Source organism: Streptomyces sp. NPDC008001, assembly GCF_042958085.1.
Lineage (GTDB): Bacteria > Actinomycetota > Actinomycetes > Streptomycetales > Streptomycetaceae > Streptomyces.
Genome location: NZ_JBIBIZ010000003.1, coordinates 372214 through 392764 on the forward strand (window position 1 = coordinate 372214; position 20551 = coordinate 392764).

At 72.7% G+C, this 20551-nt stretch carries 18 protein-coding genes; 6 read left to right on the top strand and 12 right to left on the bottom strand.

Annotated features, from left to right (window positions below; genetic code table 11):
- Positions 1 to 12: 12 nt before the first annotated feature.
- From ACFZCD_RS10025 to ACFZCD_RS10035, 3 genes are all read right to left on the bottom strand, one after another.
- Positions 13 to 1572 carry a radical SAM protein gene (locus tag ACFZCD_RS10025; protein ID WP_391829321.1) on the bottom strand — a complete coding sequence of 520 codons (1560 nt, stop codon included), beginning with the start codon at positions 1570 to 1572 and terminating at the stop codon, positions 13 to 15.
- Between the two features lie 132 nt (positions 1573 to 1704).
- Positions 1705 to 1872, bottom strand: a complete 168-nt coding sequence (locus ACFZCD_RS10030; protein ID WP_391829322.1) for a hypothetical protein — start codon at positions 1870 to 1872, stop codon at positions 1705 to 1707.
- Between the two features lie 515 nt (positions 1873 to 2387).
- A complete protein-coding gene (locus ACFZCD_RS10035; RefSeq protein WP_391829323.1) occupies positions 2388 to 3353 on the bottom strand; it encodes a 2OG-Fe(II) oxygenase in 966 nt (321 codons plus the stop codon).
- A gap of 217 nt (positions 3354 to 3570) precedes the next feature.
- On the opposite strand from ACFZCD_RS10035, the gene ACFZCD_RS10040 reads away from it, so the two are divergent.
- Entirely contained in the window at positions 3571 to 4887 is a 1317-nt protein-coding gene (locus ACFZCD_RS10040) for an alpha/beta hydrolase (protein WP_391829324.1), read from the top strand.
- A complete protein-coding gene (locus ACFZCD_RS10045; RefSeq protein ID WP_391829325.1) occupies positions 4884 to 7406 on the top strand; it encodes a bifunctional lysylphosphatidylglycerol flippase/synthetase MprF in 2523 nt (840 codons plus the stop codon). The genes ACFZCD_RS10040 and ACFZCD_RS10045 overlap by 4 nt, the downstream gene beginning before the upstream one ends.
- A 39-nt stretch (positions 7407 to 7445) precedes the next feature.
- Here the strand turns inward: ACFZCD_RS10045 and map are convergent, their stop codons facing one another.
- A complete protein-coding gene (map, locus tag ACFZCD_RS10050; RefSeq protein WP_391829326.1) occupies positions 7446 to 8213 on the bottom strand; it encodes a type I methionyl aminopeptidase in 768 nt (255 codons plus the stop codon).
- Positions 8214 to 8284: 71 nt separating this feature from the next.
- On the opposite strand from map, the gene ACFZCD_RS10055 reads away from it, so the two are divergent.
- Together ACFZCD_RS10055 and ACFZCD_RS10060 are read left to right on the top strand one after the other, a co-directional pair.
- The gene (locus ACFZCD_RS10055) at positions 8285 to 8563 is read left to right on the top strand and encodes a helix-turn-helix domain-containing protein (RefSeq protein WP_391829327.1); all 279 of its coding nucleotides are present in this window, start codon (positions 8285 to 8287) and stop codon (positions 8561 to 8563) included.
- A 118-nt stretch (positions 8564 to 8681) separates the two neighbouring features.
- Entirely contained in the window at positions 8682 to 9902 is a 1221-nt protein-coding gene (locus tag ACFZCD_RS10060; RefSeq protein WP_391829328.1) for an FAD-dependent oxidoreductase, read from the top strand.
- 24 nt (positions 9903 to 9926) lie between these two features.
- Here ACFZCD_RS10060 and ACFZCD_RS10065 read toward each other — a convergent pair whose 3' ends face one another.
- The 4 genes from ACFZCD_RS10065 to ACFZCD_RS10080 form a co-directional block, all read right to left on the bottom strand.
- Positions 9927 to 10550, bottom strand: coding sequence for a TetR/AcrR family transcriptional regulator (locus ACFZCD_RS10065; RefSeq protein ID WP_391829329.1), 624 nt, complete (start codon positions 10548 to 10550; stop codon positions 9927 to 9929).
- 123 nt (positions 10551 to 10673) lie between these two features.
- A complete protein-coding gene (locus ACFZCD_RS10070) occupies positions 10674 to 11135 on the bottom strand; it encodes a hypothetical protein (protein ID WP_391829330.1) in 462 nt (153 codons plus the stop codon).
- 357 nt (positions 11136 to 11492) lie between these two features.
- Positions 11493 to 12971 (bottom strand): hypothetical protein, encoded by a 1479-nt coding sequence (locus ACFZCD_RS10075; protein WP_391829331.1) that lies wholly within the window; start codon positions 12969 to 12971, stop codon positions 11493 to 11495.
- A 210-nt stretch (positions 12972 to 13181) separates the two neighbouring features.
- A complete protein-coding gene (locus ACFZCD_RS10080; RefSeq protein WP_391829332.1) occupies positions 13182 to 14351 on the bottom strand; it encodes a methyltransferase in 1170 nt (389 codons plus the stop codon).
- A gap of 113 nt (positions 14352 to 14464) precedes the next feature.
- On the opposite strand from ACFZCD_RS10080, the gene ACFZCD_RS10085 reads away from it, so the two are divergent.
- Complete coding sequence (locus ACFZCD_RS10085) at positions 14465 to 15286, top strand: hypothetical protein (protein WP_391829333.1); 822 nt, start codon at positions 14465 to 14467, stop codon at positions 15284 to 15286.
- A gap of 51 nt (positions 15287 to 15337) precedes the next feature.
- Here ACFZCD_RS10085 and ACFZCD_RS10090 read toward each other — a convergent pair whose 3' ends face one another.
- Complete coding sequence (locus tag ACFZCD_RS10090) at positions 15338 to 16900, bottom strand: AMP-binding protein (protein ID WP_391829334.1); 1563 nt, start codon at positions 16898 to 16900, stop codon at positions 15338 to 15340.
- A 139-nt stretch (positions 16901 to 17039) separates the two neighbouring features.
- Positions 17040 to 17375 (bottom strand): glyoxalase superfamily protein, encoded by a 336-nt coding sequence (locus ACFZCD_RS10095; protein WP_391829335.1) that lies wholly within the window; start codon positions 17373 to 17375, stop codon positions 17040 to 17042.
- Positions 17376 to 17634: 259 nt separating this feature from the next.
- Here ACFZCD_RS10095 and ACFZCD_RS10100 point away from each other — a divergent pair, with 259 nt between their 5' ends.
- Positions 17635 to 18132 (top strand): hypothetical protein, encoded by a 498-nt coding sequence (locus tag ACFZCD_RS10100; protein ID WP_391829336.1) that lies wholly within the window; start codon positions 17635 to 17637, stop codon positions 18130 to 18132.
- Between the two features lie 52 nt (positions 18133 to 18184).
- On the opposite strand, the gene ACFZCD_RS10105 is transcribed toward ACFZCD_RS10100, so the two are convergent.
- Together ACFZCD_RS10105 and ACFZCD_RS10110 are read right to left on the bottom strand one after the other, a co-directional pair.
- On the bottom strand, positions 18185 to 19075 hold the full coding sequence (locus tag ACFZCD_RS10105; RefSeq protein WP_391829337.1) for a sulfotransferase: 891 nt from the start codon (positions 19073 to 19075) through the stop codon (positions 18185 to 18187).
- A complete protein-coding gene (locus ACFZCD_RS10110; protein WP_391829338.1) occupies positions 19072 to 20337 on the bottom strand; it encodes a glycoside hydrolase family 6 protein in 1266 nt (421 codons plus the stop codon). The genes ACFZCD_RS10105 and ACFZCD_RS10110 overlap by 4 nt, the downstream gene beginning before the upstream one ends.
- Positions 20338 to 20551: the final 214 nt, after the last annotated feature.

Genomic DNA, 20551 nt, shown 5'->3' on the forward strand with positions numbered 1-20551 from the left:
CGAGGGTCCCCTTCAGACGCCCGCGCCGACCTGGGCGTGGTGGCGTTCCAGCAGCCCTTGCACGACCTCGCGCATGTAAGCGCAGTAGCCCGGCGACATCACCTGGATCGACCCGTTCTCCTCCTCCAGTGCGCCCGCCGAGCCGCCCGAGCAGGTGCCCTGCAGCTCGCAGCCCTGGCAGCCGGGGCCGTTGGTGTAGGCGCGCATGCCGTAGTCGCGGTAGGCCGCCGAGTTGAACACGCCCCGCCAGTCGTCGATGGTGCCCAGCTTGCGCGCCGTCGCCTTGCAGGCGAACACGCTGCCGTTGGGCTCGATGGACAGCTGCCGGCCCACGGCCGGGCACGTCTTGTAGTCGGCCTGGGCCGCCCACTTGGCCTCGTCGGCGATCATCTGGAACGTCTGGTACCAGTAGCCGCTGAGCTGCACCCCGCGCTCGCGCCCGTAGTCGACGGCGGCCAGCAGCTTCTGCGCCACGTCGTGGGGGCTGTGCTGCTCGAAGAACTCGCGCGCCTGGAAGGAGACGATCACGTCCAGGGAGTCGAGCCCGGCCTCGGCGACGAAGTCGATCAGCGGCGTGCCCCACTTGTCCCACGTGTACTGCGAGAGGACCGTGGTGATGCTGACGGGCACGCCCGCGGCCTTCATGTCGAGGATGGCCTTGCGCACCACGGGCCACGGCGTGCGCTGCTGCTGCCCGCCGCGGAACTCGCCGGTCTCGGGGACGAGGTAGTCGATCGAGACGGTGGTGGAGACCCGGTAGTCGGCCAGCGCGCGCAGCAGTTCGGCGTCGATGCGCGAGCCGTTGCTGGTCATGTCGTACGACAGCGAGACCCCGTCGTGGAAGTGGCCGAAGGTGCGCAGGATGTGGAGGATCGTGTTGCGCGCGAGCGTGGGCTCGCCGCCGAAGAAGGAGACGGTGAGTTCGCCGCCGCCGTTGGCCTTGCGCAGCGCCACCGCCTCGCGCAGCGTCTTCTCCGCCACCTCCGGGGACATGTGCATCGAGGGGTTGCGGGCGCCGTCGGTGCCCTCGTTCCAGTCGCCGCGGGCGAGCGTGGGCCCGCTGTCGCCGCGCGCCGTGCGCAGCTGGACGAGGACCGGGCCCGGCTTGACGGACTCCCCGGAGGTGTTGCGCTCCTCCACTCCGCCGTCGAAGTTGTAGGCGAAACAGCCCTGGCAGGAGAAGTTGCACGCGTTGGTCAGCACCAGCTGGATGGAGGAGTGGAAGACGCCGCTGCTGAGCGCCTCGCCGCGGGCGGAGAGGAGTTCGTCGATCTGCGCCGCCTCGTCGTGGCCGGCCTCCACCAGGTACTGCGCCTCGATCAGGCTGTCGACGGCCTCGCTGCCCGCCCGGGCGCGCAGCTCGTCCAGGGGGAGGCCGCCTGCGGCCTCGCGCAGCAGCTCGACCGTTTCGCGGTCCACCAGGCGGGCGTTGCCGAAGAGGGAGTGGAAGGCCACCGTGCGCTCGGTGCCGTCGTAGGCGTCGAGCCGGCCGCCGAACCGCGAGAAGTCGCGGTCCTGGGCGGTGCGCATCGTACGGACGTAGCGGGAGGACTGGTAAACCGGAGCCGACATCGGTGGACTTCCTCCTGGATATGGTGCGGATCGATCGGGGCCGGGACGCCGGCCGGGGGAGCGCGGCCGCGGAACGGGCCCGCCGCGGGCGTGGTTCGCGGCGGGCCCGTCGGAACCGGTGCGCCGTGACGGCTAGGCGGGCGTGACCGGTTCCTTCGTCTCGGAGACGTCCGTACGGACCGACTCCGCCTTCGGCACCGGCGTGATCGTCGGGGCGTTGCCCTTGTCGGGTGAGACGAACCCGCAGGGGCGCGACGACGCGGTGGGCGTCGGCGTGATCATTTTCTTGACTTCGGCCATCAGTCTCTCCTCGCCGTGGTCCGGCAGTATGCGTGCATACGCGGTCAGCGAATCATGGCCGGGTTGGGCCGGGGGATATTCGTTCCGGCCACATTTTTCGGAGCGTATTACTTGATCGGGACCGCTGGGATTAGCGCATGAACGGTATGGATTCCTGTTCGGGAAGCGGGTGCCGGGAGCCATGGCGACGGTGCGGTTCCGGCCCTACCAGCGGACATGCGAAAAACGCCGCCACCGGATCCCTCACCGGATATGCATGTGCATGGCATGGATCAATTGCCAGCGCTTCACCGGCGGTTACGGACCGGGCGGGTAAGGCGTCCGCCGGGCCCGGTGATCTGTGGCCCGCTCTTTTCCAGTGCCGCCCGGCGCTCTTCCCCGGTCGCGGCATTGCGGCCGTACGCGTACGCGAAGGAGCGCGCCGGAGCCCGGCGGTGCGCTCCCTCGCGCTCCGTGCTCCCTCGCGCGCGCCCCGCGGCGTGACCGGTGCGGCCCGCCGCCGGGCCGGCCGTGGGTCAGCGCAGGTCGCCCCACGTGATGACCGGGCCCGCGGAACGCAGGCCGAAGTCCACGGCGGGATTCCGCACGGGCCACTTCAGGCGCAGCCAGCCGGGCACGGTGGCCGCAATGCCGTCGTCGGCGGCGAGATGCCAGAACGTATTCGAATCCTGCCGTGCGAAATACGGGCAGAACAGCGAGATCACCAGGGTCACCCGCCGGCCCTTCGTCACCGGCGTGACCGCATGGAAGATACGGCTGCCGTGGAGGAACAGCGTCGCACCGCGCTCGCCGCAGTCCGCCGTGCGGAACCGGGAATCCCCGGACACCGGCCCCGGGAATTCGTCCGTACGTCCCCGGAAGTAGGTGAAGCGGCCGCCGTCGTAGTCCTCGTAGCCGCTGAGCTGAATGGTGAAGACGTAGTCCATGCCGTCGCGGTGCCAGTGGACACCCCCTTGCCGTCCCCGCCCGTCGCCGTAATTGACCTGGGCCGTCGGCAGCCGGAGCGGATGGGGGATCAGCGGAATGCCGACCAGCCGCGAGCAGGCGAGCAGGAAACCGCGGTCGCGGATCATGTTGCCGATGAACGGCGAGAGCAGATCGGCGGCGCGCAGCCGCCGCGTCGCGGTGAACCCGGCGTCCTGCGCCGCCCCTTCGAGCTGCCCGCACACCGCGGTGAGGCACTCCAGCCCCTCGTCCGTCAGGACGCGCCACGGTCCGGCGATCGCCGTGTCGTCGACCCGTCCCTCGTGGCGGCGGAGTTCGCCCGTGCGGTACCCGAACTCCTGCAGGGACGTCCGCGGCACGTCCGTGCCGGAGGCGACGAACCGGCTCCGCCACGGCGGCTCCGCGGGTAGCCGCGCGCTCCGCACGGGCGGCCGGGCGCGCAGCGCCTTCAGGACTTTCCGGAATCCGTCGGGGGCCTGGCGCAGATCATGTGCGCTCGATCTGCCGCTCCCTGTCGATGTCGGTGCTGTGGGCACGAGGCATCTCCTATGGGGGAGAACGCATTCGGCTGAACGGCCGGACAGGACCACCGGAGAATCTCCCACCGGGCCCCGCCACTGGCAAGGGCCCGGAACGCGCTTCTCTGCGGACGGCGTCCCGCAGCGCGCATTCCCCGTGCACACGTTGATACCACTCATTCCCTGAGTTGCTGCATTTATCAAGATATGTAGCATTTTCAGGGAGGTGTGTCGGATGCGCGTGGCGGCAGGCCCGCTGGACTGGTCCCTGGTGAGCGGATGGATTCCGCTCGCCCTGCTCGCCGCGGGCCTGTGCGCCCTGGCGGTGCTGCTCTTCTCCCGCCGCCGCACCTGGTGGACCCGGTGGGCTCCCGCCGCCGTCCTGCTCGCCGCCGTCCTGACCTGGCTCCTGCGCACCGCCGTCGACGACTGGTGGCAGCCCTTCCCCGACCCCCTGCCGCTCGGCGTGGTGATCTGGGCCGGGGTCGCCGTCCTCGGCGTGTGCCTCGCCGCCTTCCGCATCCCGCTGCTCCGCCCGCGGTACTGGGCCGGGGCCCTCCTCGCCGGCCTCCTCGTCGTCCTGCTCGGCGCCTCCGAGATCAACCGGCACTTCGACCAGTACCCCACCGCCCGCAGCGCCCTCAACTCCTGGCTCACGAAGACCACGAGCATTACCGAGGCCACCGGGCGCACCGAACCCGCCCTGCGCGTCCCCGCCGGCAAGTCCGTCGCCGACGTCTGGCGCCCGCCCGCCGGCCTGCCCGCGCACGGCACCCTCTCCACGTCGGCCGTCCCCGGCACCCGCTCCGGCTTCCACGCCCGCAGCGCGTACGTCTACCTGCCGCCCGCCTACCGGGCCAGCCCGCGGCCCCTCCTGCCGGTCGTCGTCCTCATGGCCGGCCAGCCGGGATCGCCCGGCGACTGGATCAACTCCGGGCGGCTCGTGGGCATGATGGACGCCTTCGCGCGCGAACACCGCGGCCTCGCACCCGTGGTCGTCGTCGTGGACCCGCTCGGCTCCCAGTTCGCCAACACCCTCTGCCTCGACTCCCGGCTGGGCAACGTCCGGACCTACCTCGCCGCCGACGTCCCCGACTGGATCCGCTCCCACCTCCAGGTCGCCCCCGCCCGCACCTCCTGGGCGATCTCCGGCATCTCCTTCGGCGGCACCTGCTCGATCCAGCTCGGCGTCAACGCCCCGCAGGTCTACGGCGTCGTCAACGACGTCTCGGGCCAGGAGGCGCCCACGCTCGGCAGCCGGCAGAAGACCGTGGACAAGGCCTTCGGCGGCGACACCGCGGCCTTCACCGCCGTCAACCCCCTCGACGTCATGGCACGGCAGCGTTTCCCCGGCACCAAGGCCGCCTTCGTCGCAGGCAGCAGCGACAGCACCTACCGGCCCCAGCAGCGAAAGGTGTACGAGGCGGCCGTCCGGGCCGGGATGCAGGCCGAATGGGTCCTGCTGCCCGGCGGCCACAGCTGGCAGGTCTGGCGGCCCGGCCTGGAGCGGCAACTGCCCTGGATCTCCCGCGCGACGGGACTGATCCCATGAGCGGAACCACCGCACCGCCCCCCGCGCCCACCCCCGGCGACAGCACCCACCCCTGGCGCGTCACCCTCGACCGGCTGCTCGTCCCCGTCCGGCACGCCCCCTTCACCCTCGGCTTCCTCGCGGTGCTCTGGATCACCGGAGCGGTCACCGGCAGCCTCGGCAGCGGCCCGGACCCGCACCTCATGGAGCACATCGGCGCCGGCGTCCCCGCGCTCGCCGAAGGCCGCTGGTGGACGCCCGCGAGCTCACTGCTGTGGTGCCCCGGCACCGGCGGCTACATCGGCGCCACCGCCATCGTGCTGCTCCTCGTCACCCCCACCGAGCGGCGTCTCGGCGTCGCCCGCACCGCCGCCGTCCTCGCGGGCGGCCAGATCCTCGGCACCCTCCTGGGCCTCGGCATCGTCCAGCTCGGCAACATGGCGGGGGAGTGGTGGCTGGAGGAGCTCGCCGGCGACCTGAGCGTCTCCCCGACCGTCGGCGCCCTCGCTGCCGGGGGCGTCGTCAGCTACCGGCTCACCGCCCTGTGGCGGCGCCGCACCCGCCTCGCCATCGTTGCCTTCGCCCTCGTCATGGCCCTCTACGTCGGCCACCTCCAGGGCGTCCTGCGGTTCGGCGGCGCCGTCGCCGGCCTCGTCATCGGAGCGGTCCTGTACCACCGGACCTGGCCCCTCCGGCTGCGGCACTCCTCCCACACCGAGGCCCGCGTCCTCGTCGCGCTCGTCGTGGCCGCCGCCGCCATCGGCCCCATGGTCGCGATCCTCTACCGGGACGCCTACGGCCCCCTCGACTCCTTCCAGCTCTACGTCTCCGTCCGGCCCACCGGGCAGGAGGTCGCCGAAGCGTGCGCCACGTCCGCCGAGGACTGCCACTTCGTGCACGCCCTGCGGAACTTCTACGCCTCGCCCGCCGCCGTCATGGCCGTCCTCGTCCCCGCCCTCATGCTCGTCCTCGCGGAAGGGCTGCGCCGCGGCCTGCGCCTCGCCTGGACCCTGGCGGTCCTGGTCCACCTCGCCTGGATCGCCCTGTTCTCCTGGTGGCTGCACGACTTCCTCGGCCACCCCGCCGGATGGGCCGAACCGGCCGAGCGCTCGACGTACGCCCAGGCCTTCGCGGAACAGATGCTGCTGCCCGTCCTCATCGTGGCTCTCCTCCTCGTCACCCGCGCCCGCTTCGACCTGCGGCTGCCGCGCTCGGCGACGCGCGGCCTCGCGGCCGTCACCGGCGGCGCCCTCGTCCTGGCCTGCGCCGCCTACACCGGCATCGGCTACGCCGTGCGCGGCCAGTACGACCCCCCGGCCACGCCGTCCGTGCTCTTCTCCGGGCTGGCGTCGGAGTTCCTGCCGCCCACCCTGCTCGCCACCTTCACCGACTGGCCGGTTCCCGTCGGCGGTACGGCCCAGGCCCTCTTCCACTACTGCGGGCTCGCCTTCTGGCTCGTCACCCTGGTCGCGCTGCTCGTCACCTTCCGCCGCCCGCGGCTGCACACCGACGCCGACGCCGCCGTGCGCGCCCGCGCGCTCCTCGTGGAACACGGCGGCTCCACGCTGTCGTTCCTCACGACCTGGGACGGCAACTACTACTGGTTCGACGCGGCGGGCCGCTCCGCCGTGGCCTACCGGGTGGTCGCCACCGTGGCCCTGACCACCGGCGAGCCGTTCGGCGCGCCGGACGCGCGGGCGGCCGCCGTCGGCGGATTCGCACGCCACTGCGACGAGCGCGGCTGGACGCCGTGCTTCTACAGCGTGGGGGAGGAGACCCGCGCCGCGGCGGAGGCGCTGGGCTGGCGCTCGGTGCAGGTCGCCGAGGACACCGTCGTCCCCCTGCCCGGCCTCGCCTTCACGGGAAAGAAGTGGCAGGACGTCCGCACCGCCCTCAACAAGGCCAAGAAGGAGGGCATCACCGCGGAATGGTGGTCCTATCCGGAGGCCCCCGTCGCCCTCACCGACCAGGTCCGTTCCATCTCCGAGGAGTGGGTCGCCGACAAGGGGCTGCCGGAGATGGGCTTCACCCTCGGCGGCCTGGACGAGCTCGCCGACCCGGCCGTGCGCTGCCTCATCGCCGTGGACGGCGACCGCACCGTGCACGGCATCACCAGCTGGATGCCGGTGTACGAAGCGGGCCGGCCGGTCGGCTGGACGCTGGACTTCATGCGCCGCCGGGCCGCCGGGTTCCGCAGCTCGATGGAGTTCCTCATCGCCTCGGCCGCGCTCGGCTTCCAGGAGGAGGGCGCCCGCTTCCTCAGCCTCTCGGGCGCCCCGCTCGCCCGCAAGGCCACGGAGGAGCCGCCGGCGGCGCTGCAGCGGATCCTCGACTACGGGGGCAAGGTCCTCGAACCGGTCTACGGCTTCCGGTCGCTGCTGGCGTTCAAAGCGAAGTTCCAGCCGCAGTACCGGCCGATGTACATGGCCTACCCCGACCCGGCCGCCCTGCCGGCCATCACCCGCGCCATCGGCAAGGCGTACCTGCCCCATGTGACGGCCACTCAGGGAGTGCGGCTGATGCGTCAGTTCTCCGCCTGAACGGGCCCCTGTCCGGCGCAGGGGCGGCGGCGCACAGCCCTACGGCAGCGTCAGCACCCGCGGGCCGTCGTCCGTGACGGCGACCGTGTGCTCGATGTGCGCGGCGCGGCTGCCGTCGGTGGTGCGCAGCGTCCACCCGTCGGGGTCGGTGCGCAGGTCGTTGCGGCCGCCGGCCATGAACATGGGCTCGAGGGCGAGGACCAGGCCGTGCCGCAGCGGCAGGCCCCGGCGGGGGCGGCCCCGGTTGGGGACGTGCGGGTCCTCGTGCATCTCCCTGCCGATGCCGTGGCCGCCGTACTCCTCGGGCATGCCGTAGCCCCCGGCGCGGGCGACGGTGGCGACGGCGTGGGAGATGTCCCCGATGCGGTTGCCGGGGACGGCCGCGGCGATGGCGCGGTCAAGGGCCTGCTGGGTGGCGGCTATCAGGGCGGTGTCGGCGGGGCGGGGCGTGCCGACGGTGAAGCTCACGGCGGCGTCGCCCGTCCACCCGTCGAGCTTGGCGCCGCAGTCGATGCTGACCAGGTCGCCGTCGCGCAGGGCGTAGCCGTCCGGGATGCCGTGCACGACGGCGTCGTTGACCGAGGCGCAGATCACCGCCGGGAAGGGGGTGGGGGCGAAGGAGGGCCGGTAGCCCAGGAAGGGGGAGCCGGCCCCCGCCTCGCTCAGCACCGAGCGGGCCGCCTCGTCCAGCTCGCGCAGCCGGACGCCCGGCTTCGCCGCCCGGCGGACGGCGGCCAGCGCACGGCCCACGACCCGGCCCGCCGCGCGCATGGCCTCCAGCTCGCCGTTCGTCTTGATCTCCACCATGGTTCCGGGACCTCCCCCGCTCGTCACCAATTCTTATACCGGTATTTGTATCACGGTCTAGTATCGGGGTCATGGTGAGAACCCCTTTGACCCCCTGGGAGCGGCAGCGCGGCGAGATGCTCGGCGCCCTGCTCCGCGAGGCCCGCGGCGAGCGGAGCATGGTGGAGATCGCCGCCGCTTCCGGGCTGTCCGCGGAGACGCTCCGCAAGATCGAGACCGGCCGTGCGCCGACGCCCGCGTTCTTCACGATCGCGGCCCTGGCCACCGTGCTGGGCCTGTCCATGGAAGAGCTGGCGGCCGCCGCCGCGGCGGGCGCCGACGCGGAGGAAGGTGCGGCGCTGACGGCGTGAACGGGGCGGGTGCGCACTGTCTCTGACGAAAACTCCGGCCCCGCCGACGAGATGACTGACCGATCGGTTAGATTGCTGACCGATCGGTCAGAGTCATGCTCGACGAGAGGCAGGACGCATGGAACGCACGACATGCTGTGTGGTGGGCGGAGGCCCCGCAGGCATGATGCTGGGACTGCTGCTGGCCAGGGCGGGGATCCCCGTGACCGTCCTGGAGAAGCACCGCGACTTCCTGCGCGACTTCCGCGGGGACACCGTCCACCCCTCCACCCTGGGCCTGCTGGACGAGCTCGGCCTCGGCGAGCGGTTCGCGGAGATCCCCTTCCCCAAGCTGGAGGAGATGCGGATGGAGATCGCCGGCACCACCGTCGTCGCCGCCGACTTCCGCCGCATCCCCGGCCGCCACAAGTACATCGCCATGGTCCCCCAGTGGGACTTCCTCGACCTGCTCGCGAGCGCCGCTGCGGCCGAACCCTCCTTCACCCTGCGCATGTGCACCGAAGTCACCGGCCTGCGCAGGGAAGGCGGCCGGGTGACCGGCGTGCACTACACCGCCGAGGACGGCACACCGGGCGAGATCGCGGCCGACCTGACCGTCGGCTGCGACGGCCGCCGCTCCGTCGTCCGCAGGGAGGCCGGGCTGGTCCCCGACGAGTTCGACGTCCCCATGGACGTGTGGCAGGTCCGCGTGGACGCGCCCCGCGGCGGCGACAAGGACGGCCGCGTCTTCGCCCGCTTCGGCGGCGGCCAGGCGGCCGTCACCATGGACCGCGGAACGTACTTCCAGACCTCCTACCTGATCCCTAAGGGCCGGGACGCCGAACTGCGCTCCCACGACATCCAGTGGTTCCGCGACCGGCTCGGCGGCCTCTTCGGCTGGGACGCCGGGGTGACCGACGCGATCGGCTCCTGGGACGACGTCAAACTGCTCGACGTGAGCATGGGACGGCTCCCGCGCTGGTACGGAAACGGCGTGCTCTGCATCGGCGACGCGGCGCACACCATGTCGCCCGTCGGCGGGACCGGCGTCAACCTCGCGGTCCAGGACGCCGTCGCGGCCGCTCGCATCCTCGCCCGGCCGCTGCGCGAGGGCACGGTGTGCGGCCACGACCTCGCACGCGTGCAGCAGCGCCGCCGGCTCCCCACCGCCCTCGTGCAGCAGTCGCAGCACGCCGAGCACCGGCTGATCCGCAGCGCCCTCGACGGCACCCTCAGCCCCGGCACCCTGCCCCTGCCGATGCGGCTGCTGCGCCGGGCGCGTCCCCTGCGCACCGCCACCGCGTTCCTCGGCGGCATCGGGATACGGCCCGAGCACGCGCCCGCCTTCGCGAGGGCCTAGGAGCCGGGCCCGGGGCGGACGGTCTCAGTCCCGGGCCCGCACCGCGTTCAGCGTGAACGCCACCAGCTCGTCGGCCGCCGCACCGAGGTCCATCTCCGGGTCGGCGAGCCAGTGGGAGACCACCCCGTCGATCGCACCGCCGACCGCGAGCGCCATGACCCGCGTGTCGAACGCGCGCAGCCGGCCCGCCGCCTGCCCCGCCGCCAGCAGGTCCACCAGGCCCTGCAGGCGGCCGCCGGTCTCGTGCCGGCCCGGCGTCTTCAGCCGCGTGCCGCCCTCGTCGTCCAGGAGCATCTCGGTGATCACCCGCACATGGCGCCGGTTGGCCTGCTGGTAGCCCACCATCGCCCGGACGTAGGCGACGAGCGCGTCCACCGGGTCCGTCTCGCGCCCGACGCGCTCGGCGACGTACGCGGAGAACCGCTCCAGCACCTGCGCCAGCGTCGCGCGCGTCAGGTTGTCCTTGGAGGAGAAGTGGTAGAGGACGGCGGCCTTGGAGATGCCCGCCTCCTCCGCGATCGCCGACAGCGACGCCGCCGGGTAACCCCGGGTGGAGATCAGGTCGATCGTGCTCTCGATGATCTGCTGCCGGCGCGCCTGCTCGGTGAAGGTCGGCGCGCCGGAGGAGGCACTCCGGCGGGGAGACATCGTGACGCCACCTCTGCTCTTCTCACGCTCCGGCCGGGCCGTCGCCCCCAGGACGACACCCGACCGTACACCGCGCCGCCCGCAGGCAGCCCACCGGGCCCGGGGCCGCCCCCACCAGCGGAGTCAGTCCCACCAGTTGAACAGGACGTCACCCAGGCACGAGGGCTTCCAGTAGCGGATCTCCGTGAGCTCGGCCGGCGACAGCTCCGAGACGTCGACCTCCTCCAAGGGCGTCATCAGCTCCTTGACCCCCATCACCCGCAGCCCCGCCGTCTCGAAGACCTGCGCCCACAGCGGCGGGTCCGCGAACCCGGGCACCGGCTCGCCCGCGCGGACCGCGTCCGTGGTGAAGGCGACCACCGGCAGATGGGCGTGGCCCAGAGCCGTGAAGACGCGGCCGTACCCGTCGCTGAGCGTCGCCGAGCGGAACGTCTGCCACTCGCTCGGCACCATCTCGCCGGCCCGCCCCCGGGCCTCCATGGCCGCGGTGAAGCACGCGGCCCGGAACAGCGCCGCCTCGGTCCGCGGCAGAGGGGCCTCGTGCGGCCCCCGAAAACCCGTAGCGCCCCGCGCCAGACGGATCAACGTGCCTTCCTTCCATTCCCAGAGCCTCGACGGCCGTTCGGCGGTGCGCCGGCGGAGGTGACGATACGGAGCCGGCCCGCGCCCCCGGCGCACAGGCCTTTCCCTGCAGCCACGTCCGTGCCGGCCGTGACACCCTGCTCCTCCTTACCCAGCACAACGCGCGAACCGGCGGTGCGTACCCCCCTCCCAGCAGCGCGCGCGGTCCGCCGCGCCACGGCACGCACCCCCCGGCGCGCAGGCGGCCGGCGCACGCACCGGCAGCGGTGCGAGCCCCCGGCGTGCGCGGGCCGGGGAACGCGAAAGAGCACCGGTGCGCGCTGCGGAAGCGCGCACCGGTGCTCTCACCGCGTACGGGACCTACTTGCGGCGGGCGCCCGCCGTCGAGACGGTTCCCTCGCCGCCCGCGAGCTTCCACTCCTTGTGGAGCGAACCCAGCGGGATCGGCTTCTCGAAGACCGGCGTGCCGAAGATCTGCAGCTGGAGCTGGAGGGCTCCCGCGAGGTCCAGCCCGCCGTAGGCGCCCCACTTGCCGGAGGCGGAGGCCTTGCCGTCGGCGGAAGCGGTGGCGCTGCCCTCCGCCTCGGCCCGCAGGTACGGGGAGACGTCGGCCTTCACGCCGACCGCACCGTACAGACCGACGGACGCCTCGGCGCCGAGCGCGGCCTTCACCTTGCCGGCCGCGGTCACGGACGCCTGCGGCGACGTGGCCGTGAAGTCGGAGGTGCTGACCGGCGACCAGCCCTTGCCGCGGTTGTACGCGCCGCCGACGCGGAAGCCGCCCTTGAGCTCTTCCTTGACGTCGACGTTGACGTGCCCGTCGGCGTCCACCTGCAGGTAGCAGGTGAGGCCGAGGTTCACCACGACCGGCACCGGGCCGACCTGGATGACCGGCGAGGCGTGCAGCTTGGCGAACGGCAGGCGCAGCGGCTTGCCGTCCGTCGAGGCGGCCGCCTGGCCCTTGAGCTCCCACTGGGAGGACCAGTCGCCCGCCAGCGAGACCGAGGCGCTCGCGGGCGCTCCGAAGCCCGAACCGCCGCCGTCGTAGGCGAAGTCGACCTCCGGGGCCAGCTGGACGTAGCCCGAGGCCGACGCGGCCGCGGACACCGGGGCGTCCTTGGCCGTGGCGATGGACGTGCCGACGTCGATCCGCAGGTTGCCCAGCGGCACCTTCGCGCCCTTGGGCCCGAAGTGCACGTCACCGGTCTTCGCCCACGAGGCCTTGACGCCCTTGACGAGCGGTTCGACCTCGACCGTGGACGGGTCGACCGGGACGGCGCCCTTGGCCTGCGAGTCGCCCAGCAGGGCGCCCAGCGTGGCCGGCGCCGTGTTGACCTCGGTGCCCTTCTCGGTCTTGCCGAGCACCTTGGTGACCTTGGCCAGGACACCGTCGGGGGCACCGGGGGCGGGCGCGCTGGCGATGATGTCGCCGACGGCCACCTGGTCGTTCTTGCCGGGAGCGGCGCTGCTCCCGGCCCCGGCCGAGCCGGACGGCGCGGGGGTGCGGCCGGGGGTCAGGCCCTTCGGGGGCTTCGCCGCACCGGAGATGACGGCGCGTCCGCTGCTCCGGTCGAACGAGGCGACCTTCAGCGCGGACTTCTCCGCCGTCCTGCCGGAGCCCGACGGACGGGCCACGGCGCTCGGGGCGCCCGCGCCCTCGGGCGCGGCCCGGACGGCGAGCTGGGGTTCGGCGGCGGGCGGCCGGGCCGCCGCGGCCTTCTCCGTGCCGGCGCCGGAGTCGCTGCCGGAGGGCCCGGAGGCCGCGGAGCAGCCGGCGGCGAGCAGGGAGGCGGCGGTGACAGCGGCGGGTAAAGCGATGAAGCGTGCGGACTTGCGCAAATTCGGTCCTCGGGAGCGTGAGGTGGGGGCGGGCCGGAGGAGACGACACCCCGGCCCGCATCACACGGCATGGGCGGGTGAACCGGACGGCTACCCGCCGGTAACGGCATGATCATGCCATGGGCGCACCGGCCCCCAGAAGGCTTAAACCACCGGCAGGCAGTGATCTGGATCACTGCCTGCCGGTGGTGTTGCCCAGCTCCCGGTCGTTCAGTTTTTGACGGCCTTGAGGACGACGAACTTCGCGTCGCTCGCCACGGTCTCGCAGTTGCCGAAGAGCCGGCGCAGCTTCACGTGGTAGCCCAGGTGCCGGTTGCCGATGACCCAGAGCTCCCCGCCGCGGCGCAGCGCGGCCCGCGCCCCGGTGAACATGCGCCAGGCCGTCGCGTCGGTCGTCGACTGGTGCGAGTGGAAGGGCGGGTTGTTCAGCACCAGGTCCACCGACTCGGCGGGCACGCCCGCCAGACCGTCGCCCACCCGGAACTCCGCCCGCGCCCGCGCACCCGCGTTCTCCCGGAACGTGGCCTCCGCGGACGCCACCGCCTGGTAGGACTCGTCGGCGAACAGCACCTCGGCCTGCGGGTTGGCCAGCGCCGCGGCCGTTCCGACGATGCCGTTGCCGCAGCCGAGGTCCACGATCCGCTCCGGGCCGCGCCGCTGCGGCAGGTTGCGCAGGAAGAACCGGGTGCCGATGTCGAGGCGCTCGGCGCAGAAGATGCCGGCGTGGTTGGTGACCATGAGCCCCGAGGCCGGGCCGATGCCCAGGGGGAGCGCGTAGCGGTGCGGCCACGGGCTCCCGGCCTGCGGGATGGCCGGGTCCGGCGAGCAGAAGATGAGCCGGGCCTTCTTCACGGCCAGCGAGGTCCGGGTGGGGCCGGCGATCCGCTCGAACAGCTTGAGCGTCGAGGTGTGGATCTCGGTCACCTTGCCCGCGCCGACGACGACGCTCCCCGCGTGCAGCCGCGGCGCGAGCCGGTGCAGCTGGTCCTCCAGGAGGGCGAGGCTCTTGGGCACGCGGATCAGCAGGACGTCGATGCGGTCCGGCGGGGTGTCCCTGGTCGACAGGAGCTCCACCGCTCCGGCGTCGATGCCGTTGCGCTCCAGGTTGCGCAGGGTGGCCTGCCGGGCCAGGAAGGAGTCGGTGATCTGGACGGGGCGGGCGCCCTGCCGGGCGAGTGCGGTGGTCAGCGCGCCCCACCGGTCGCCCAGCACGGCCACGGTGCCGGACAGGTCCGCGGGGCCGCCGGCGCTCTCCGCGCTGCCCGCCACGTGCTGGAGCAGGTACTCGTCGGAGGCGTCCCAGGCACGGAGCTGGTCGCGGGGGTCCTCGGGGAAACGGGTCAGGACCAGCTCGCCCCACGGCGTCATGAAACGGTTCATCGTGCCCTCAGGCTAGTCGAGACCCCTGGTGCACGTGTGCACGGGCGCCCTCCCGGCCACTGGGTAGAGTGTCGCCGCCGTAAAGAACGTCGCAGGTGAGGCAGGGTCAGAACATGGGCATACTCCACCGGGTCAAGAACCTGGGGGACACGGTGAGCACGGCGGCCACCGTCTTCGGCAAGGACGTCGCACAGGCCGTCCAGCGCGGCGCCGACGCCGGGCGCGCCGGCACCAGCGCCACCGGCGGCTGGGTGCTCTCCGTCCTCCGCTCCCTGCCCGCGCCCGCGGCACCGGCTCCCGAGGAGTGGGAGTTCTCGCTCGGCGCCCTCGTCTGCAGCCACCCCCGCGTGCCCGCCGTCACCGCGAAGGCCCTGCGCACCCTGGACGGCATCGGCGCGCTGCGCTTCGGGCCCGCGTCGGTCGGCTTCGACGGCGAGGACGTTCCGTGGGACAAGGTCGTCCACCTGCGGCTGCACGACGCGTTCAGCGCCATGTCCACGGAGGCGCTCGACACCGAGATCGACCGGATCAGAGACCTGCTGCCCATGGTCCCCGGGCGCAAGTGGCTCGTCACGAAGGTGGTCGAAGGCCTCGCGTCCGTCATGCTCGCGGCGCTGGAGCAGGCGGCCGAGCGGCGCCTGGAGACCGTCGACGTCGCCTGCGAGATCACCTACCGGGGCGCCTTCGGCATCAAGAAGACGCTGCGGGCCAACATGTTCACCACGGCCCTGCTGGCCCAGCAGGACGAGGTCATGCACAGCCTCGTCCTCACGGCGCAGGCCAACGGCGTGCCCGTCCTCCCCGCGGAGGCCCCGCAGACCGGGACGCGCACCGCCGACCGGGTGCTCGCGCTGCGGGCCCGGACGGATGCGGTGGCGGCCCAGCTGCGCGCCGAAGAGGCCGCCGACGCGCCCGCGCTGGACCCCGCGCCGTAGCTGCGAGGGGCCGGCCGTCGCCGGCCGGCCCCCCGCTCGTCCGCCCGCCGGTCAGCGACCGGTCGCGGCCTCCGCCTCGCGCCGCAGCAGCTTCTTGTCCGGCTTGCCCGCGTCCGTCAGCGGCAGCGCGTCGACGAACGAGACGTGGGCGGGCTCGTACATGGCGCCGCGCCGCTCGCGGACGAACTCGCGGAGCTCCTTCCCGTCGAGCTCGCTGCCGGGGGCCCGCACGACGGCCGCGTACACGTGCTCCATGCGGTTGGCGTCCGGGACGCCGAAGACGGCGCTCTGCAGCACCTCCGGATGGGTGTTGAGCAGGTCCTCGAGCTCCGTGGTGTACACGTGGCCGCCGACCACGACGATCATGTCCTTCAGCCGGTCGACGATGGTCAGGTAGCCCTCGTCGTCCAGGAAGCCGATGTCGCCGGTGTGCAGCCAGCCGTCGCGCAGGACCTCGGCGGTCAGCTCGGGCTGCTTCCAGTACCCGGTCATGATGTGCTCCGAGCGCACGCACACCTCGCCGTGCTCGCCCGTGGGCAGGTCGCGGCCGGACTCGTCGCGAATCGCGATCTCCACGCCGTTCATGGCCTTGCCCGCCGTGCGCAGCCGCTCCGGGTTGGCCGGGTCGTGGTCCTCCGGGCTGAGCACGCTGATGCCGCCCGCCTCGTTCTGGCCGTAGAACTGCGTCAGGACGGACCCGAAGCGGCGTACGGCCGAGGCGAGCCGGGCCGGCGAGGACTGGCAGCCGCCGTAGGTGACGTTGCGGAGGCTGGAGGTGTCGGTGCGGTCCACGTCGGGGTGGTCCATCAGCTGGTACAGCAGGGGCGGCAGCAGGAACATGTGGGTGATGCGCTCGCGCTCGATCGCCGCGAGCACCTCCGCCGCGTCGAAGTCGTCGAGCAGGACGACGGTGCCGCCGTCCGAGCGGAGGGTGACGTCGGCCAGCAGCCCGGCGGCGTGGGCGAGCGTCGTGCACACCAGCTGGCGCATTCCGTCCCCGGACTCGCCCTGCGGCTCCAGGATCTCGTCGACGTCGTCCTGGAAGCCCGGCAGCCGCTCGAAGGCGGTGCAGATGGCCTTGGGGTGACCGGTGGTGCCGCCGGTGTGGCGGATCATGCAGATGTCCTCGGGCCGGGCGAGACCCGTGAGCGGCTCGGCCGGCTGTGCGGCGGCCAGCTCCAGCAGGTCCGGGCCCGCGGTGCCCGGGCCGAGCAGGAGGACGTCCTGGACGCCGGTGAGCTCCGCGAGTTCGGCCGCGCGCGCCGCGTAGGCGGGGTCGGCTATCAGTGCGCGCGTCTCGACGTCGCGCATGATGATGGCCTGCACGTCGGCCGAGAGCTTGTTGTACAGGTGGTTGACCGCGCAGCCGATCAGGTTGGCGGCGTAGCGGGCGGCGATCGTCTCCGGGAGGTTGCCGCTGAGCAGGGTGACGACCTGCCCGGGTCCGACGCCCCGGGCGCGCAGCGCGTGCGCCATCCGGTGGACGAGGTCGCGCAGTTCACCGGCGGTGACGCGACGCTCGTGGTGGACGACGGCCGTCCTGGTGGGATCGGCTCCCAGGATGTCGAGGTTCCGCTCCACGTATGTGCGGAACTGCTGCGCCGTGGGGGTCATGCGTGTTTCCTCCTGATGCGGCAAGACGATGCCAGCAGTTGACTTAGGCAACCAGTTTGATGGTAATGCCAATGATCAACAGCTCCAAGTCGGGAGGAGGCCCGGCCGGGCCGCGCCGGGCCGAAACGTCGATATTCGGTCAACGGGAGGCCGGGGTGCCCACCCGCAGCCGGTTTCCGTCCGGGTCCCGGAGCTCGATCTCCCGTGCCCACGGAGCGGTTTCCGGGGGAACGCCGAACTCGGCGGCGAGGCCGTCGATATCGCGGACCCGCACATAAACCAGCGTGCCGGGCCGGGCATCGCCCGCGTGCTCCGACAGGAACAGCCGCACCGGCCCGCGAGCCACTTCGACGAAGGCCGGAAGGCCCGGTTCGAAGCGGTGTTCCCACTGTTCGGCGAATCCGAGGCGGGCGTACCACGCGACCGCCGTCCTCGCGTCCTCGACATAAAGCACCGGGATGACTTCTTCGTCCACGGAGCCATCATTACAGACCCGGTGCCGCCCGGTTGTTACGCTTTGCCGACAAACGGCCTCTTTGTGGGTTATCCGGGTCGAAGGCATATCTTCTTGCAATCCCGGTTCACCCGTGCGGCGGGATGCCGCTAATGTGAGGGCGCCAAGTTGGTTCCCCCCACGTGTCGGCAGCGATTTTCCGTGTCCGCGGCAAAGCGGAGTCACGGATTTCGAAGTGCGGCTTCATTCCCGACCGTTCCGAACGTGGAGTTGCCAGAGCATGTCTTCCCGCACATCCTTCCCGGCCCGCATATCCCTCCCGGCCTTTCGCCGCCGCTGGGCCGGCGCCTGCGGCATCGCCCTCGCCGGCGTCCTCACCCTGGCCGGCTGCACCGGTGGCGACGAGGACGCGTCACCGGCCGGGAAGTCCTCGCCCTCCGCCTCCGCCCCGGCCTCCGCGTCTCCCTCGCCGTCGCAGCCGCCTTCCGCGTCCCCCGCCGTGCCCTCTCGCAGCACGACGCCGTCCCCGGCCCTGCAGAAACCGCCCCGCAAGTCCGCGACCCCGCCGGCCGCCGGGCACACGAGCGCGACCGGAACCGCAGCGCGCACACCGGCCGCGCACGAGGCCGGTACGAGCTGCGAGATCCGCTCCGGCGCGGGCAACTGCTACAAGGCGGGCCAGTTCTGCCGCACGGCCGACGTGGGGGCGAGCACGCACGACGGCCAGGGCCGGCTCATCACCTGCGGAGGCAGCGGCAAGCCGCGCTGGCATTACTGAGCGCCTGCGCCGTCCGGCCCGCCGGGTGCCACGGATCACCCGGCAGGTCGGGTTACCTCGCGTAAGGAATGTTGACCTCGCCGGCGACCTCGTCGAATACCGCCAGGGCATCCGCAGGCATCTCCTGATGCCAGCGCAGATCGAGCACGACGGCGGGCGGATGCCGGGCATAGTACGCACGCCTGCCCGCACCCCCGGGGAATTCCTCCTCCGCCGCACCGCTCGCGCATGAAGCGCATGAAGCGCGCGAGCCGCGCGCACCTCGCGAACGGGCCAGGAGAGAATGCGTCCCGCGGTTGCCGCCGAGCGGATGCTGCTCGCTTTCCCACGGATCGAGCATCGCGGGCTCGAAGGCGAGACCGAGGGAGCGGGCCTGCTGCTGCAGCACGTCCTCGGTCATCATGGCCAGATCCTCGTAGTGCAGGCGCGACACGGGACCCGGCCAGCGGCCGGCGAGCTCTTCCGCGGCGCGGATCTGCGCCGCCCACCTCGCGGCGTGCTCGCGCGCCGGAACGTGCGGGTACTTGCGCAGCTGCGAATTCACGACGGCCCGTCCGTCCCGGCCCAGGAGGAGCAGATGCGCCGGGACGACGCCCCGGACCGCTGCCGACCGGGCCTCGATCCAGGGGACCGCCTTGCTGGAGTCGACGACAACGGGGCGCCCGGACCGTACGGACAGCGTCTCGTACAGATCCGGTGAACCCGGCAGCCCCAGGCCGTCCTCGCCCGGGCGCAGACCGCCCCACACCGGGCAGCCGGCACCGCAGCAGGTGCACTCGACGGCCCGTCCGTCGTCCCTCACGGCTCCCAGGCGCGTGCTGTTCCACGCTTCCCCGGCGTGGAAGACCGACGGGTGCGCGCCCAGCAGCAGACCGAGGAGCGTCGTACCGGAGTGCCCTGCGCCGGTGATGAACACCACCGTCCGGTTGGCCCGCTCAGTCACTCACCCATGATGCCCGCGCCCTGCCGCGCCCGTCCCCGGAACGGGCGGCTCCGCGACGGCTCCGGCGACGGCTCCGAGAGCCGTGCCGGTGCGGTGCGGGCGAGTTCGAGCGCGTACTCCGCCCACCAGCGGCCGGCCGGCGGCGCGCCGCGGCAGGCGCCGTCCGACTCCCCGGGCCGTTTGATCCACAGGAAGGCGTCGATGCGCGGGTCCCCGGTGGCGGTGGTCGGGGGAGTGCCCAGGGCCCGTCCGGGCGGGTTGCACCAGGACTCGGGCTCGTGCTGCTCCTCCTTGCCGCCCTCCTTCCCGTTCGCCGCCTCCTTCCGGCCCGCCCCCTCCTTCTCGTCCTTGCCGCCTTCCTCCCCGGGCTCGTCCTTCTCGCCCGTCTCCTCCTCCTGGCCGAGGCTTCGGGGCTCCTCGAGGTCTTCGAGTTCCTCAAGGTATCGGGACACGTCGAGGTCGTCCGACTCGTCCGCGCCCGCTGCCCGCCGGGCCTTGGCGGGCGCCGAGGGCGCGGGGTGCGGTTCGGGCAGCGGCCCGTTGCCGTTGCGGCTCGTGTCGATGACGTAGTGGGCGCCGCCGAGGAGCGCCGAGAGGTGGTCGCCGTAGGCGCGCGTGACGGGCGTGGTGTGGAAGTTCGAGACGTTGAGCGCGAAGCCGTCCGCCTCCGCGATCCCCGCCTCGGTCAGGGCCGTCACCATGAGGTTCTGGTCCTTGATCCAGCCGGGGTTGCCCGCGTCGATGTAGACCGAGACGCCGGGCCGGGACTTGAACGTCCGCACCGCCTCGGCGATGAGCGCCAGCCGCTGCTTGGCCGCGGCCGCGGGCACGCAGCCCGACGCCCACTGCGCGAGGGCGTCGGGTTCGAGGACGATCCAGGCGCGGCGCGCGCCGATCCCGGCCGCGGCCCGGGAGGTCCAGGTGCGGTAGCGGGCGGCGTCGGGGGCTCCTCCGGAGGAGTACTGGCCGCAGTCGCGCTGCGGGATGTTGTAGGCGACCAGTACGGGGATCACCCCCGCGCGCTCGGCCTGGCGGGTGACGCTCTCCGCCTGGGCCTTGGGGTCGTCGCCGGTCAGCCAGACCGCCACCGGCTCCCTCGCGATGCGCTGCAGGACCGCCGCGTCCTCCTCGCGCCCCCGCTCCCGCCACACCTCCGCCTGGCGGGCGGCGGGCCCCCTCGGCTCGACCCAGAACGGGGAGGTGGCGTCGAGGTTCTCGTCGTCGTCCGGCAGGGCCCCGCTCGCCGGCCGGGCCAGGAACATCGCGCCCGCACACACCAGGAGGACCGCGCCGCACCGCAGCGCCCTCTTCTTCCTCTTCCCTGCGGCCTTCCTCCTCTTTCCTGCCGCCCTTCCTGCCGTCTTCCTGTGTCGCCGGACCTCGTATGGCATCGATCCCCCGTACTTCATATTGGCCGATCGGTCCATTTCAGACACAGTGCCGGCTGCCGGAGCGTCAGACACGTCGGATTGCGCC

Bases quoted from the DNA above. Each gene is read 5' to 3' on its own strand.
- ACFZCD_RS10025 (WP_391829321.1), bottom strand. From the start codon at position 1,572: ATGTCGGCTCCGGTTTACCAGTCCTCCCGCTACGTCCGTACGATGCGC.
- ACFZCD_RS10040 (WP_391829324.1), top strand. From the start codon at position 3,571: ATGCGCGTGGCGGCAGGCCCGCTGGACTGGTCCCTGGTGAGCGGATGG.
- ACFZCD_RS10100 (WP_391829336.1), top strand. From the start codon at position 17,635: ATGTCTTCCCGCACATCCTTCCCGGCCCGCATATCCCTCCCGGCCTTT.
- ACFZCD_RS10060 (WP_391829328.1), top strand. From the start codon at position 8,682: ATGGAACGCACGACATGCTGTGTGGTGGGCGGAGGCCCCGCAGGCATG.
- ACFZCD_RS10045 (WP_391829325.1), top strand. From the start codon at position 4,884: ATGAGCGGAACCACCGCACCGCCCCCCGCGCCCACCCCCGGCGACAGC.
- ACFZCD_RS10080 (WP_391829332.1), bottom strand. From the start codon at position 14,351: ATGAACCGTTTCATGACGCCGTGGGGCGAGCTGGTCCTGACCCGTTTC.
- ACFZCD_RS10110 (WP_391829338.1), bottom strand. From the start codon at position 20,337: ATGTTCCTGGCCCGGCCGGCGAGCGGGGCCCTGCCGGACGACGACGAG.
- ACFZCD_RS10030 (WP_391829322.1), bottom strand. From the start codon at position 1,872: ATGGCCGAAGTCAAGAAAATGATCACGCCGACGCCCACCGCGTCGTCG.
- ACFZCD_RS10065 (WP_391829329.1), bottom strand. From the start codon at position 10,550: ATGTCTCCCCGCCGGAGTGCCTCCTCCGGCGCGCCGACCTTCACCGAG.
- ACFZCD_RS10085 (WP_391829333.1), top strand. From the start codon at position 14,465: ATGGGCATACTCCACCGGGTCAAGAACCTGGGGGACACGGTGAGCACG.
- map (WP_391829326.1), bottom strand. From the start codon at position 8,213: ATGGTGGAGATCAAGACGAACGGCGAGCTGGAGGCCATGCGCGCGGCG.
- ACFZCD_RS10055 (WP_391829327.1), top strand. From the start codon at position 8,285: ATGGTGAGAACCCCTTTGACCCCCTGGGAGCGGCAGCGCGGCGAGATG.
- ACFZCD_RS10090 (WP_391829334.1), bottom strand. From the start codon at position 16,900: ATGACCCCCACGGCGCAGCAGTTCCGCACATACGTGGAGCGGAACCTC.